Annotated in this window: 11 protein-coding genes; 9 read left to right on the forward strand and 2 right to left on the reverse strand. The window is 49.6% G+C overall.

Annotated elements, in window-relative coordinates:
* The first annotated feature begins 19 nt into the window (after positions 1-19).
* The 3 genes from BK120_RS11955 to BK120_RS11965 all read left to right on the forward strand — a co-directional run bounded on the left by BK120_RS11955 (position 20) and on the right by BK120_RS11965 (position 4,759).
* Positions 20-1,150 (forward strand): glycoside hydrolase family 88 protein, encoded by a 1,131-nt coding sequence (locus BK120_RS11955; protein ID WP_076267708.1) that lies wholly within the window; start codon positions 20-22, stop codon positions 1,148-1,150.
* Between the two features lie 138 nt (positions 1,151-1,288).
* A complete protein-coding gene (locus BK120_RS11960; RefSeq protein ID WP_144376737.1) occupies positions 1,289-3,583 on the forward strand; it encodes a chondroitinase-B domain-containing protein in 2,295 nt (764 codons plus the stop codon).
* A 207-nt stretch (positions 3,584-3,790) separates the two neighbouring features.
* Positions 3,791-4,759 carry a glycoside hydrolase family protein gene (locus BK120_RS11965; protein WP_256710862.1) on the forward strand — a complete coding sequence of 323 codons (969 nt, stop codon included), beginning with the start codon at positions 3,791-3,793 and terminating at the stop codon, positions 4,757-4,759.
* Between the two features lie 247 nt (positions 4,760-5,006).
* On the opposite strand, the gene BK120_RS34555 is transcribed toward BK120_RS11965, so the two are convergent.
* Together BK120_RS34555 and BK120_RS11970 are read right to left on the reverse strand one after the other, a co-directional pair.
* Positions 5,007-5,225 (reverse strand): winged helix-turn-helix transcriptional regulator, encoded by a 219-nt coding sequence (locus tag BK120_RS34555; protein WP_083681891.1) that lies wholly within the window; start codon positions 5,223-5,225, stop codon positions 5,007-5,009.
* A gap of 84 nt (positions 5,226-5,309) precedes the next feature.
* Entirely contained in the window at positions 5,310-6,725 is a 1,416-nt protein-coding gene (locus BK120_RS11970) for a glycoside hydrolase family protein (RefSeq protein WP_076267709.1), read from the reverse strand.
* Positions 6,726-6,944: 219 nt separating this feature from the next.
* On the opposite strand from BK120_RS11970, the gene BK120_RS11975 reads away from it, so the two are divergent.
* The 6 genes from BK120_RS11975 to BK120_RS12000 all read left to right on the forward strand — a co-directional run bounded on the left by BK120_RS11975 (position 6,945) and on the right by BK120_RS12000 (position 15,134).
* Positions 6,945-8,705: a sensor histidine kinase gene (locus BK120_RS11975; protein WP_144376738.1), complete on the forward strand. Its 1,761-nt coding sequence runs from the start codon at positions 6,945-6,947 to the stop codon at positions 8,703-8,705.
* Between the two features lie 19 nt (positions 8,706-8,724).
* Entirely contained in the window at positions 8,725-10,395 is a 1,671-nt protein-coding gene (locus BK120_RS11980) for a response regulator transcription factor (protein WP_076267711.1), read from the forward strand.
* 115 nt (positions 10,396-10,510) lie between these two features.
* A complete protein-coding gene (locus tag BK120_RS11985) occupies positions 10,511-12,169 on the forward strand; it encodes a type 2 periplasmic-binding domain-containing protein (RefSeq protein WP_076267712.1) in 1,659 nt (552 codons plus the stop codon).
* Positions 12,170-12,247: 78 nt separating this feature from the next.
* The gene (locus BK120_RS11990; RefSeq protein WP_076267713.1) at positions 12,248-13,207 is read left to right on the forward strand and encodes an ABC transporter permease; all 960 of its coding nucleotides are present in this window, start codon (positions 12,248-12,250) and stop codon (positions 13,205-13,207) included.
* An 11-nt stretch (positions 13,208-13,218) separates the two neighbouring features.
* Positions 13,219-14,091 carry a carbohydrate ABC transporter permease gene (locus tag BK120_RS11995; RefSeq protein ID WP_076267714.1) on the forward strand — a complete coding sequence of 291 codons (873 nt, stop codon included), beginning with the start codon at positions 13,219-13,221 and terminating at the stop codon, positions 14,089-14,091.
* Between the two features lie 26 nt (positions 14,092-14,117).
* On the forward strand, positions 14,118-15,134 hold the full coding sequence (locus BK120_RS12000; protein WP_076267715.1) for a glycoside hydrolase family protein: 1,017 nt from the start codon (positions 14,118-14,120) through the stop codon (positions 15,132-15,134).
* The last annotated feature ends 6 nt before the right edge of the window (positions 15,135-15,140 follow it).

The raw sequence follows: 15,140 nt of genomic DNA on the forward strand, positions 1-15,140 counted from the left end.
TAAGGAGTGGAATTTTGAAATGAGCAATGAAAATGTGAAGCTGAAACCATCCGAGCTGTCGGATTGGTGGGATAAAGTGAAGATTAAAGTTGATCATATGATCGAAGCGGGCTGGACAGAAGCGCCGCATGTTTCGGCAGCGGGCCAATATGACCAGATCAAAGTGGATCAGTGGATTTCGGGCTTTTGGCCGGGCATTCTGTGGATTCTGTACGATATGACCGGAGAGCGGCGTTATCGGGAGGAAGCAGAGCCTTGGGATGAACGCATGGAGCAATGTTACTTGCGGGACAACCATTTCCACCACGATGTTGGCTTTCAGTTTCTGCCGACATCGGTTATCCGCTACAAGCTGACCGGCGACCAGGACGCACGGCGGCGCGGGCTGTTCGCCGCCAACTATTTGGCAGGCCGGTACAACCCGGTCGGGCAGTTTATTAGAGCGTGGCCTCGCAACCAGACGGGATGGTCGATCATCGATTCGATGATGAATTTGCCGCTTCTGTTCTGGGCGAGCGAAGAAAGCGATGATCCGCGCTTCAAGCATATTGCGGTTGCTCATGCAGATATGGTGCTTCGCTCGTTTATCCGAGACGATGGCTCGGTGCATCATATCGTAATCTTCGATCCGGAGACGGGCGAAGTAGAGCGTTATGACGGCGGACAGGGCTTCGCGCCGCAATCGTCCTGGTCGCGTGGCCAAGCTTGGGCGCTCTACGGGATGAGCTGCGCATACCGCTATACGGGTGAAGCGCGTTACTTGAATGCGGCGAAGCGGGTGGCGCATTATTTCATCAGCGCCTTGGCGGAAGACGATGTGCCGCATTGGGATTTCCGTGCGGCGGCCGACTTGACGGACGAGCCGCGCGACACCTCGGCGGCAAGCTGCGCGGCATCTGGACTGATCGATATCGCGTCGCAGGTGCCTCCTGAGGAAGCCGCTTTATATCAGCGCGCGGCCATGCGCATTCTGCGCTCGTTGTCGAACAACTACAGTACGTTCGACCAGCCGGAGTATGAAGGCATTCTGCTCGGTGCAACCGGGCATAAGCCAGTCAATAGCAACATCAACGTATCGCTGATTTACGGCGATTACTATTATATTGAAGCTTTGGCGAAGAGCAAAGGCTGGAGCCAGCATATTTTTTGAGCGGGATCATGGGCCGTATTCACGAAGCCGGGAGGACAGGAAGCACCTCTCGGCTTCCGTATTCTTGAGAGGAGGTGCGGACGGAACGAAGGGAATGATTCAATAACCATCAATTCATAACGGAAAGGATGAAGAATTATGGGAACCAAAAGTATGACATGTTTGATTTTGCTCTGTATGCTAGTTGCGTTAATGCCAGGAGCGGCGAGGGCGGCCGATGCGAAGTTCACAATTAGCAGCTCCAGTGTGACGGCGAGTGGAAATGACGGCAATGTTCCGGCCAACACGGTGGACGACGATTTCGCCACACGTTGGTCAGCGAATGGCGACGGGCAATGGATTCAGTACGATTTGGGCGTAAACCGCAAAGTGTCTTCCATCAAAATTGCTTTTTTGAATGGGGCAAGCCGCACCTCTACTTTTGATATTTTAACGTCTACGGATGGTTCCGCCTTCACGACCGTCAGCAGCGGACTTGTGAGCAGCCTTGTGGAAGGCCTGCAAACATTCGATTTCCCGGATGTCGATCCAGCCCGCTATGTGCGGGTCGTTGGGCACGGCAATTCCACTAACCTGTGGAACAGCTATACCGAAGTTGAACTGTACGGCACCGCGAGCGGCCCTTCGCCGGGTGCAAGCAAGCTGGCGGTTACCGTACCGCAGCTTATGGCTAGTGGAGATGACGGCAATATCGTCGCGAATACGATCGACGGCGATCTCGGCACGCGCTGGGCAGCGAGTGGCGACGGGGAGTGGGTTCAATACGGCCTTGGATCGAGCAAACGGGTGGAATACGTGAAGATCGCCTTCACCAACGGGGCGGAGCGAACTTTCAGCTTTGATATCCAGACTTCCTATGATGGCTACAACTTCAGCACAGCGCTTTCGGGAGCGGTCAGCAGTCTGAGCAACAGCTTGCAGACGTTTGATTTTGCCGATGTTGCCCCTGTCCGCTACGTTCGTATTGTTGGCCACGGCAACTCGGTGAACGCATGGAACAGCTTCGCAGAGGTCGAAATTTATGGCAGCGAATCAAGCGGCAGCGGCAGCGAAGGGACGGTCGTCGAAGTTAGCACTTCCACGCAGCTCACTGCCGAGCTTGCAACCGCTACGGCGGGTAAAACGATTGTGCTGGCAAACGGCACGTATTCGCGTACAAGCCCGTTTGCTGTTCAGAACAAAAACGGCACGGCCAATGCGCCAATCGTTATTAAGGCGAAAAACCGCGGCCAAGCTATCATCTCGGGAGCGTCGGGCTTCCGCGTCGAGAACTCCTCGCATGTGGTGCTGGACGGATTAAAGTTTACGAACACAAGCAATAGCGCAGTGGTGCTTGAAGGCTCGCACCATGTGCGACTGACCCGTAATACGTTTGCGCTGCCAAGCTCAGGCGGTGGCCTGATGTGGCTGCAAGTGCGGGGCACGAACAGCCATCATAACCGTATCGACCGGAACGACTTCGGAATGAAGAGCGACACCGAACCGCTGATCGCTTACGAAGGACAGGATGGCTCAGGTCAAATTTCGCAATACGATATTATTGAATACAACTATTTCCACGATGTAGGCCCATGGGTAGCCAACGGCAAAGAAACCATCCGTCTCGGCTTGTCCGGTCTAACGCTCTCCCACGGCTATAATACGATACAATATAATGTATTTCAGAATTGCGACGGCGAGCCGGAAATTGTTTCGGTCAAGAGCAGCAGCAATACGGTGCGCTTCAATACATTCCTCACGTCCAAGGGCAGCCTGACGCTGCGGCACGGCCATAACAACAGCGTATATAGCAACTTCTTCCTCGGGGACGGCGTCGAGTCGGATCAGGAAGGCATCCGGATGTTCGGCAATGACCATAAGATTTATAACAACTACTTTGAGAATTTGACAGGTGAAGCAATCTATTTGCCTAACGGCGATTTCGACGGAGGTACTGGAGGCTCTCCTCCAAGCCCGACGGTCGAACAATTGCGCAAACAATGGAAAGTTTACCGAGCGCTTATTGTCAACAATACGATTGTAAACAGCACAACCGGCATCGTCATTGGATCGGGCAAAGCGTATGCACCGCAGGATTCCGTCGTGGCGAACAATATCGTGCGCAACAGCACCGGCACGCTTTATTACGAGGCGGCGACAACGAATACGCTGTTTCAGGGCAATATCGGGTATGGCAGCACCATTAGCAACATATCGCGCAGCTCGGGGCAGATCCGAAATATCAATCCGCTGCTCACCACGGTGAGCGGCATCCAGAAGCTGACCGCGAGCAGCCCGGCGATTGACGCCGCTGTAGGGACATACGCGTTCGTGCAGGCGGATATGGACGGCCAAATGCGGGTGACAACGGATGTAGGGGCGGATGAATATTCCAGCGCGCCTCTGCTGAATCGCCCGCTAGCGGCAAGCGATGTGGGGCTGAATACGCCTTAGGGTAATAGATGAGCAAGCATGCCGGCGGTCGGTCCGCCGGCATGGCTATGTCGATCCATAGCTGTGTGAAGAATGCCGGTTATACACTTCATTCGAAAGGATGGGAGACCATGGTTCGTAGCAATTATAGAGCAGTGGGAAAAGGCGAGGTGACACTACATGCATACTAACATAATGCTGCCGGCTCCGCGTGGCGGCGGCTTCCGAATGGAAGGTTATTGGATTTGGTGTGGTTCAGTCGTGCAGGGCGAGGACGGCAAATTCCATATGTTTGCCTCGCGCTGGCCGAAGACTCTGCCGATGCATCCTGGCTGGATGACGGCTTCGGAGATTGTCAGGGCGGACTCGGATACGCCCGAGGGACCATACCAATTCCGCGAGGTGGCGCTCCCGGCGAGGGGAGCGCAATATTGGGACGGACGCTGCACGCACAACCCCCATATCGTTAAGCACAACAACAAATATTTACTTTATTATACGGGCTCGACCCATCCGCTGGGCGATCCGGATCCGCCCGAAAATTTCGGGTTAACCGATCCGCAATGCATCGTGGCGCGGGCGAACAAACGGGTAGGCCTGGCTATCGCGGACAGCGTATTCGGCCCTTGGCGCAGAGCAGATGAACCGATATTGCCAACACGTCCCGGCCGATTCGATAGCTTTCTGACATCCAATCCGGCTCCGTGTGTCCGGGAGGACGGTTCCGTGCTGCTGATCTACAAGGCACGAAGCTACGAAGGCAACCTGCATGGCGGCATGACTATTGGCGTCGCGTATGCGGATCACTACGAGGGACCATACCGGGTGCTGAGCGGTGAGCCAGTGTTTCCCCCGGAGTCGTTCCATATCGAAGATCCGTTCATCTGGCAAACAGCGAAAGGATACCATTTGATCGCCAAAGATATGGAAGGGCGTCTATGTGGTGAAAAATACGGCGGCATCTACGCCGGGTCTCCAGACGGCCTGAAATGGAGCATGCATGGACAGCCGCAAAGCTATTCCCGGACGGTGCGCTGGGATGACGGCACGGTGCAGACGCTGGGTAATTTGGAGCGGCCGTTCCTGCTTTTCCAGAACGGCAAGCCGACTCATTTGTTCGCGGCCGTTTCGGACGGCAATGACGGTTTTATGGACGCTTCCGATACATGGAACATGGTTATACCTTTAAAGCAATGATACATGGGGGCTTTAATAATATCTCAGTTAACGGAGAAGTCATTACAACTACGGCAGAGTATCCTTGCTGGATCGTGGAAAAATGTGTTATGAATACACCAAACCCTACAACCACTACAACCAATACGGAATCTAGTATGTGACACCCCAGCAGGTTTTAATCGACAAATAAAAATGGCGGATCCTACCATGCACAGTTGAAAAGGGTATATTTTCTGCTTGTGGAGAGGCTGGCAGATACAACTATTCAGCTGTATAGCAGATTAAGGAAAACAAAATACCGCATGAATTGAGTGATAGGGAGAAGTGTTTCACCCAGGTTTGTCCGTGAATAATCAACCCTTGTTATAACTTCATGATCCACCTCGAGCTGGACCACTCCGTCTCTCTCCAACTCGCAATGATGCCAGAAACTATGTCTACATAAAAAAGAGAAGAGCCCTCCGAAGAGGGCTGCCTCGTTCATTCCATATGGTATTTTGCAAGAGATGCATCCCCAAGCCCAAAACGCTTCAACGTTACATCATGTCGGCCAATCCTGTTTTATCGGTTAGGGAAGAAAGGAAAAAGATAAATTTGCTGATTTGGAGCTCAGCTTTTGTCCTTTGGCTGACAAGAAGTAGACCTCAAGCCTAATGGTTTGGCTGTCGATACCGGCAGGCTTTAGGATGGGGATCGTGAATTTTCCTTCTTCGTTAATGGCATTCGGATAAGCTGTCCCGGCCTCAATCAAATAACCCCTCGTGTCAAACATTTGATAGCCTACCCAAGCTTGGTTTACTTTCTTCTTGGAGCTGCCGTGGATCTCGAACACATTCGTATTCAAGTTGTGAGTCAAGCGGTCAACCGAGAACAGCTTGCTGCTAAAATGGGTTAGCGGTTTTTCCAATAAACTATCCCCATCCGTTAATTCACCTTCCACCCGCCAGATGTCATACGTATATTCAGGAATCGTGCTTAAAGCTGTACCCGCAAGGCTAACCGTAAAATAAACCTCCGTTTTTGCTGGATTAGGAAGCGTGCCATAAGGCGTTCGAAGGAGCGCCGCATTATGGTTGCGCGGTTTCCCAGAGATGGCGCTGCTCAGCGCACCTTCGACCTTCCATGAGCCGCCGCCGCCCCAAACAAAGCTTCCCTCCATGCTAACGACCTGCAGGCTGGCACTGATGTAAGCCGGATTATCGCTCGGGAATGGGCGTTGATCGCGTACGGCGAAGAAGCGATCCCGCGTCGGATCATAGACCATGTCAAAGTTGTTTAGCCAGTCGGGATTGCCGTTGCTGTCGGTTAATCCGCTATTCGTCAATTGCAGCGGAGTGCCAATCACAGGCGCGCTCATGTCGCTTAAGTTCAATTGGACGCGGTAGCCTGCCGTGGCGCTCGGATCTCCTTTCGTATAAAACAGCAATAGCCCGCCTTGGCCGTCAATGCTTGTGGCAGAAGGCTGTCCGACTCCCCAATAGCCATCATTAGGGTACTCTATAATTGGCGAGGGATATTTCACCCATTCGCCTGATAAGTCATTCGAGAAAGCGACGCCAATCTGGTTATGGTAGCTGGCATTCACGTCATTCCCCAAATAAAACAACGCATAATCGTACATTACCCCTGAATAATAAAATTGGCCTGCAACGATAGCGGGATCGCACACATGATAGCTGTCCCAAGCGCCTTCTGGCCCAGCCTCAAGCACGGATTTGGATTCGACCACGCTGCCGTTTACGATTTTGGTATAAAAAATATGGTCCTTAATAACCCCATCTTGCGCATTATGGCAAGTCCACATATGCTCCGTACTGCCGTCGCGGATAACCGTCGGCGCATATGCGTAGGTGTTGCCGGTGGGATTGTATACCTCTGTTAACGTTGGTGAGTTCCACAAGACGGCTGCCTTAGCGGACTGAAGCGGCAATACTGCGAAAATAAGAACAAGAGCCAGCAAACCTAATGCTTTGAGCTTCCCCATACTATTTTCCCCCTGACAAGTGTGTACTGTGACCCTAGCTTAGGTCTGTTTAATCATAGCCATTTCACCGAAAAGTTAGCTACTTCGATATCTTGACTGTCTTTTGTTTACTTGCTAGGGAAGGAAGAGGTAAACAGAAGACAGAGGAGTAGTCTTCATGCTACAGAATAAGTAAAGGAGACCCTAATCGATAGGGCAAAGGGAAGCGAGTTGGCAGCGATGAGATTACGTTTTTTCAAAAAAATCCCGACCACAGGCATCAATCTGTTCCAGAAGCTGATTCTTGTTTTTTTGATAGCGATTATCCCTGTATTTATTGTTAGCGCGCTTATTAACCGTTCAGGTGAAGCAGCGATTTCAGGCGAGATAACGAATTCGCTGAAATCGAATGCCCATTTTTATTTAAATACATTCGAGCTGGAAATGGAAAGATTGATCCGGATGAAGCAGAAGTACATTCTGGACAGCTCTGTACAAAATTTAATGAGGTACCACACCATTTATTCAGACAGCGATGTGATCTATGCCAAACAGGATATTGAGCGAAGACTGCAGCAGTTCAAGGATTCCAGCTTGTTTGTCCATAAGATCAAGCTGATGCTGACGGATTTGGAGACGACGATCCATAATGATCTCATTGTGCAGCAGGTAGAGGAAGCGGATGTCGAGGCTCTGCAGAGGCTTTACCTTTCGCGTAAGCACATTGGCTCCGATCAAGGCGAGCTCATCATGGGCGAGCATTATCCCAAAAAAGAGATGCAGGAGGGTACTCCGAAAATATGGATGGAGATCATTTTGTCCAAAACAAATATGGAACGATCCTTGCGGGAAGTCGCGACCTATAATGGAGGCGAAGCGTTAATTGTTGATCATGAGGGCAAATGGCTGCTCGGCTCGCTGCCGCAAGAAGGAATGAATAATGAGGAGCTGCTTAGACTGCTACAGCTGGGCAAAGCAGAGGAAGACGCTAGCGGAATCGGAAGGTTTATGATTGATGGCAGCGCTTTCGTCTTTGCTTATGAATCGTCCTCCTTGCTGGATGCAACGCTTGTCGCTTACGTACCGGAGAATAGCTTTCTAGGCCCTATCAAATGGTACAAAAGGATTTATTTCATTTTGGCGGCGACATCGCTATTGGTTATTATTTTCTTCTCCACCTGGATTTACAGCCTCATTCATAAGCCGATGATTCGGCTGACAGGAGCTTTCCGGCGATTGGAGAAGGGGGTATTCAATACGCTGCTCGAATCGGACCGCAAGGATGAATTCAACTATTTATATCAGCAGTTCAATAAAATGTCCGGCAGATTGGAAGGATTGATCAATGACGTATATGAGCATGAGCTGAGGCTGAACCGGGCCGAATTAAAGCAGCTGCAGGCTCAAATTAACCCGCATTTCCTATATAACATCTTTTTTCTGCTGAATCGGATCATCCAGCTTGATGATATCGAAAACGCCAAGCGGCTGACCAAATATTTAGGCCAATTTTTCCGGTTTATTACGCGCAACAAGGAAGATGAGGCTCTGCTCAAAGAAGAAATGTCGCATATTGAAGCTTACATTGGCATTCAGAGCCTGCGCTTCGGAAGCAAGCTGGCCGTTCAAATCGAGCCGCTTCCGGCAGCAGTAGAACAGCTTATCGTGCCGAGGCTTATTCTGCAGCCAATCGTAGAAAACGCTTTTGAATACGGGCTAGAGGATCATCACGAGCAGGGAATTTTGCGTATTTGGTTTGAGCTGGCGGAGGAAGAGCTGCTCATTCACATCGAGGATAATGGCATCGGCCTGACAGAAGCGACGGTTGAGAGCTTGCAGCAGCTGTTATTGTCTCAGAGTAGAGACATTGAGACCACAGGCATTTTGAATATCCATCGGAGAGTCCAGTTGAAGTTTGGACAATCCTATGGACTGACGATTGGTCGCAGCAAGGACGGCGGACTGCATGTCATGCTGCGATTGCCGATTCATTCCAGCTAATTTGAGGAGGAAGCCGAACATGTACCGGTTATTGATTGTAGACAACGAAGAATATGTCGTGAATGGTCTGGTGGAGCTGTTTAGTCCCACCCGGCACCCGGAAATTGAGGTCGCAGGCGCTTATTCAGCAGCTGAAGCCTTGAATGTGCTCATGACGACCCAGATGGATATTGTGATTACCGATATACGGATGCCAGGCATGAACGGATTGGAATTGCAGAAAATTATTGTCGCCCGATGGCCGTATTGCAAGGTTATTTTTCTATCGGGCTACGACGATTTTAACTATGCTCAGGAGGCCATTCGGCAGGGCTCCGTTAATTATATTTTGAAGACGGAAGAAGATGAGGTCATTATAGCGGCGGTTTATGCCGCGATTAAGCTTGTTCAAGGGGAGCAGGAAGCCAAAACCTTGCTAGAAGACGCGAAAAAACAAGTGAAGCAGGCGCTTGGGGCGCTGCAAAGGGAGTTTTTTGAAAGTCTGCTCCTTGGTGATAAAGCAGCCTATAAGTCCTTGCCTCAGCAGCTTGAAGAGCTGCAGATCCCTTTGCTGCCAGAGAAGCAATTGTTTGCGGTAATCGCTAAAGTGGATGAATGGGAGCAGCCCTATTCGCAGTATGATCGCTCCTTGCTGCTCTACGCGGTACAAAACATTGCCAACGAATATTTATCATTATCGATGATTCATTACTCCTTTATTTACGACCGTTCGAAAATCATATGGCTGATGCAATCCAAAGCCGAGCCGTGGATCGATCATATGCAAATTGCCAGCACGATGAATATGACCTCCCATTTTGTCTATGGCACCTTCGAAGGCATTCAATCCTCTTGCCGGGATTTGCTTAATCTGTCGATGTCGTTTGCCATTGGCGGCCATCCGTTTGGATGGTCGCAGCTAGGCGAGCATCTCGACCAATTAAAAAATAATATGACCTCTTCGATTAAGAAGCAGCAGCTTCTGCTAGATGAGCAGCAGCGTTCGGGTCAAGAGAAGGAGAGCAATAGCTTTCCGGTCCGCTTAGAGATCTTTAAGCATTATGAGCATTTAGCCTATTGTCTGGAGCACAAAAACAAAGAGGAGTTCAATCGGGTATTGGAGCTCTTGCTTCGAATTGGGGAGCAAGCCTTCTATGGTCGGCATACGATCGTCTGTATGCAAATTTCCAGCTCGATCTATGCTCTGCTGCTTGCCTATTTGGAGAAGCTTAACCTTACAGAAATGCCGAAATGGATTTCGGAGCTGCAAGCCAGCATTGAATCTGGCCTATCGAATAACTGGGATTGGCAGATGGAGCAGCTGCAGCGATTGGCAAAGTATATCTTGGAGCAGTGCCTGCCTGCGGAAGAAAATGAAGAAAACCGTGTCGTACAAAGCATTCATGCTTACCTGATTAGTCATTTAGGCGGCGATTTATCACTGAAGACCATGGCCTTTGCCATTGGTCATAACCCTTCCTATTTGTCACGCTTGTACAAGCAAAAGGCAGGAAAGGCATTATCGGAGACGATTAACGAGATGAAGCTTGCAAGAGCCAAGGAATTGCTCGCGGAGCCGCAGTACCGAATTGGCGATGTCTCCAAAGCGGTCGGTTTTTTGTCCGAGCATTATTTTTACCGCTTCTTCAAGAAGGCTACTCAGATGACCCCGCAGGAGTACCGCGAACAGCTGCAGGTAAACGAAAGATAGTCAATCAGGTAACAATATCAAAGTAGATGGCTCTTTGGGTTTCCCCATACAATGGAGCTACGGTTATAGGCCTAGCCAATCAAAAACAGCAATGAGCATATTAGGGGGTTACGCAATGAGAAGCAAGAAATGGATGTTGACCATGCTTCTATTCCTATTCGCGGCCATGACGGTTTTGCCGGCTTGCACCGGAAACGATCGCAACGAGGAACAGCAACAAGGAAACACGAACGAAACGAATCCGCCAGCACAGGAAGTATTGGATATTGATTGGTACGTGAATTTGTCTTGGTGGAAATATAGCGGCGACTATGGCAAGGATAAATTCTCGCAGCTGATTCGCGACAAATTCGGTCTTAATATTAACTTCATTACGCCAGCCGGAGATGGCTCGGAGCAGATGTCAGCCATGATCGCTACCGGGCAAATTCCGGATATCATCACGGTGGAGTCTTGGATGGATTACAAAACAAGCCTTGCGAAGGGCGGTTATCTCATCTCTTTAAACGAGCTGATTGAGAAATATGCTCCAGACTTTAAGCCTTATGAGGATATTTTCAATTGGTACAAGGAATCAGACGGCAATACGTACGTCCTGCCTAACTTTGCCTATTCCAGCTATGCGCTAAAGCCCGGCGAGCAGCTTGAATCAAACAGCGCTTTTACGCTGAGAAGCGATATTTACGAGCAGCTAGGGCGTCCGGATATTTCAACAGCAGACAAGTTTCTGGATGTATTGGAACGAGTGAAAAATGAAGTGAAAACGTATGACGGAAAGCCGGTAATTCCGCTTCAGCTCTATGAGTTTACTTCAAACGGGAATAGCTCGCTCGACTGGCTGGTCGAAAATTTTGCGATTCCTTATGAGAAGCAAGACGGAACCTACAATAACCGCAGGTATGACGCAAAGTATTGGGACACGCTGCGCTTCTTAAATGATGCTTATAACAGAGGACTCATTTCCAAAGATAATTTTACGGATAAACGGGATCAAATTAATGAGAAAATCGCGAGCGGCAGAGTGTTTTCGAGCTTGACTGCGCCCCAGGATTTTACCGATTCCATGCGTACGCTGTATAACAATGACGACGCCGCGCAATATGAAGCATTTGCTTTGCGAAATTATGCAGGCGAGGATCCGGTATTGACGGACATCCGCGGATTCGGCTGGCTCGTTACGATGGTGGGCAAGGAATCCAAGGCGCATGAACGGATTATTAAGCTTATGCAGTTTTTGAGCAGCAAGGAAGGCCAGCATATCGTCCATTTTGGCTGGGAGGGCGAAACGTATACGTATAATGCGGATGGCACGATCGCATGGACAGAGGAGTATAAGGAGACGCTCGCCAAGGGTGACGGGTCGGAGAAAAAATGGGGAATGGGCTTCAACCTGCTGATGGACTGGTATTCGGTAAGAGATTTGTTCCCTCAGCCGGATAAACCCGTGGACAGCTATCTGGCGGAGTCTAATATGAAGAAACCGTTAATTCCATACAGCTATAATACGAGCGCTTCCGGCGGCAAACCGATTCCGGATCATCCAAACCGCGACAAGATGCTGGAAACGGGCAATCGCCTCTCCTTATTTTGGGGCAGAGAGCTGCCTCGTATCATCATGGCTGAATCGGAGGAGAAGGCACGCAGCATTTACGAGGACACGCTTGCGAAGCTCGACGAAATGGGCAGGTCCGAATATGATGCGTACACGAATGAGCTGTTCCAAAATGCAAAAGAAGCACTCGGTATCAAGCACTCCTGGCCGCTATACAAATAACAACCGATAACATAGGCCTGTGCGTCTGCCGTATTTAGGCGCACGGGCTGCTAATGGGGACAGGAGGAGGCACATCTGATGCAGCAAGAAACCGCTTTGACCAAGCTTCGACCGCAGCCCAGTCTGCCTAGACGATTATGGAAGCAGTGGCAAATCCAGTTCATGGCGCTTTGCGGCATTGTTTTTATACTCATCTTTAATTATTTGCCGATGTTTGGCATTGTCATTGCGTTTAAGAAAGCGGATTACTCGGTCAATCTCATGAAGAGCGTAGTGGAGGCGCCTTGGGTGGGATTCGCTTATTTCAAGGAATTTATTAACGATTATCAATTTAGAGATATTTTGTTTAATACGATTGGACTGAATTTGCTGCAGCTTTTGATCAATTTTCCGGCACCGATCATTTTTGCCATTTTGATTAGCGAGATCGTTCACAAGCGCTACAAAAAATTCGTGCAATCGATCACCTATTTTCCGCATTTTATTTCCTGGATCGTCTTTGGCGGAATCGTCATTAATATGCTGTCCGTAGAGTCGGGCGTTGTCGTTCCGATTCTGATGAAGCTCGGTTTCATTGATGAGCCAGTCGCGATACTGGGAGAGGCCGCGGCCTTCTGGGGGTTAATCATCATCACCTCTATCATTAAGGGGCTGGGATGGGGCTCGATCATCTATTTGGCGGCGATTACTTCCATAGATCCTACTTTGTATGAGGCAGCAACGATTGACGGAGCGGGAAGGTTTAGACGGATTTGGCATATTACGCTTCCATCCATATCGGGAACCATCATCGTTTTTTTCCTGCTGTCCGTCAGCAATCTGCTTAATTCGTCCTTCGATCATATATGGGTATTCCAAAATCCGTTGAATCTGGAACGAAGCGAGGTTATAGACACCTTTGTGTACAAAATGGGGATCACCCAGATGCGTTATTCCTACACGACAGCGGTAGGGCTGTTCAAGTCTCTGGTAGCGCTGGTGCTGCTGGTGGCCGGACATCTTCTTAGCAAACGCATTGCCGGGCGCGGTATTTTTTAGGAGGGGAACAAATGGTTACCAAACGGTTCGACTTGTTTATTGTGTTGAATTACACCTTTCTGGCACTCTTTTGCGTCATTACCATTTATCCGATTTATTTTGTGCTTATCGGATCTTTTAACGAAGGAAGCGACTATATGCGGGGCGGGGTATTTTTGTTTCCGAGGGAATTCAGCCTTGCTAACTACGGCGTTGTGCTACAGGACGAACGGTTGTACGTGGGGCTTAAGGTCAGCATCCTTCGCACCGTCATCGGCACCTTAACGAGTATCCTATTTACCGCGATGGTGTCCTATGCCATGTCACGGAAAAATTTAATTTGGCGCAGCCCTTATTATTGGCTCCATCTGATCACCTTGTTTTTTGGCGGGGGACTCATTCCTTATTTTCTCGTATTAAAAAACCTGGCGCTGATTAACTCCTTTTGGGTGTATATTATTCCGTCTATGTTTTCTGTGTTTAACATGATTATTTTCAACTCGTTTTTCCGAGAGATCCCGGAGGAGCTGCATGAGTCGGCAACCGTTGACGGGGCCAATGAGTTTCGCATTTTTCTGTCTATGTTTATTCCGCTTTCCGTGCCCGTGCTGGCCACTGTCGGGCTGTGGAATGCGGTGTACCATTGGAACTCGTTCTTTGATGCAATGATTTTTACGACCAAAAGAGATTTAATGCCGCTGCAGCTTTTGCTGATGAAAATGATCCGGGAAGCGGACGTCATATCGAACAGCCAATATATCCCGCCGCAGGTACAGCGCAAGATCAGCGTACAGACGATTCGGATGGCAGCCATCATGGTGAGCACCGTACCGATTTTATGCGTCTATCCTTTTTTGCAGCGGTATTTCGTTACGGGCTTTATGGTCGGGTCTCTTAAAGGATAGCCACTTGGAACAATGGAGGGAAATCGATGCCTAAAGCTGGGGTATATCAAATGTTCGATGAGGTGGAGGGGATATATAATTATTGCCCTTCGCCTGTGTGTACCGATGAGGAAACGATGTATATTTTCTTTTGTGCCAATACGTGGCCAGGCCTTGTTATCGATGATATTTATGCGCGAAAAGGCAAGCTTGTGGACGGTACGTGGCAATTCGGGGACAAGTTCCGCGTGCTTGAGCCTTCTCGGCTGGGATGGGATAACATCCATGTATGCGATCCCGATGTCATCCAAGGGGAATTTCGGTATCAGGGTGAAACCTACCCATGGATGATGGTTTTCTTAGGCTGCGATATCCATTACAGCTACCATAACCAAATCGGGATCGCTTTTGCCAAGGAGATCGAAGGGCCTTATGTCAAATATGATGGCAACCCCATCGTGAACTATGAAGAGGTATTTCATTGGGGTGCGGGGCAGCCCTGCGTAATATCGCTGGATGGCAAAGGGAAATTCCGCATGCTGTATACGCAATCCGTACATGAGTACGAGAGGCGCCTGACCGGAACGAGAACTTTTTGGCGAGACTTTGACCTCTCGGATGCGGACCATCCGATCATAACGGAGGAAGTAGCGATGCATGAGGGAGGGATAACGAACAAGGATAAGGAAGGTGCGGTAGCCGTATTTAACCCGTCGCTCATGTGGGACCGGCAGCAGGATCTGTACTATTTGACGAGGGAAGGTACGCCCTTCGACCGCGAGCGCGTTCCTGGCTTTATCTCCTCCTATTCTCAGGTTTGTGTAATTTCCAGACAAAGCTTTGAGCGGAATGAAGGCGGCTGGCAGGTTCTGTACAACATTGATCAAGGAGATACGGGTTTTCCTCGCAATCATAATGCAGGTTTAATCAAAGACGCATTCGGCTGGCAGCCGCAGGGCAGAAAGCCTCAAGCGGCAGTCACTGTCTCCGAACTCATGGATCAAGGCTTTTTATGGACGTATAGAATCTATTATACGGAGATTCAAGTAGAGGAACAGTCATGAGGAGGA

The sequence above is a fragment of the Paenibacillus sp. FSL A5-0031 genome (genome assembly GCF_001956295.1).
Classification (GTDB): domain Bacteria; phylum Bacillota; class Bacilli; order Paenibacillales; family Paenibacillaceae; genus Pristimantibacillus.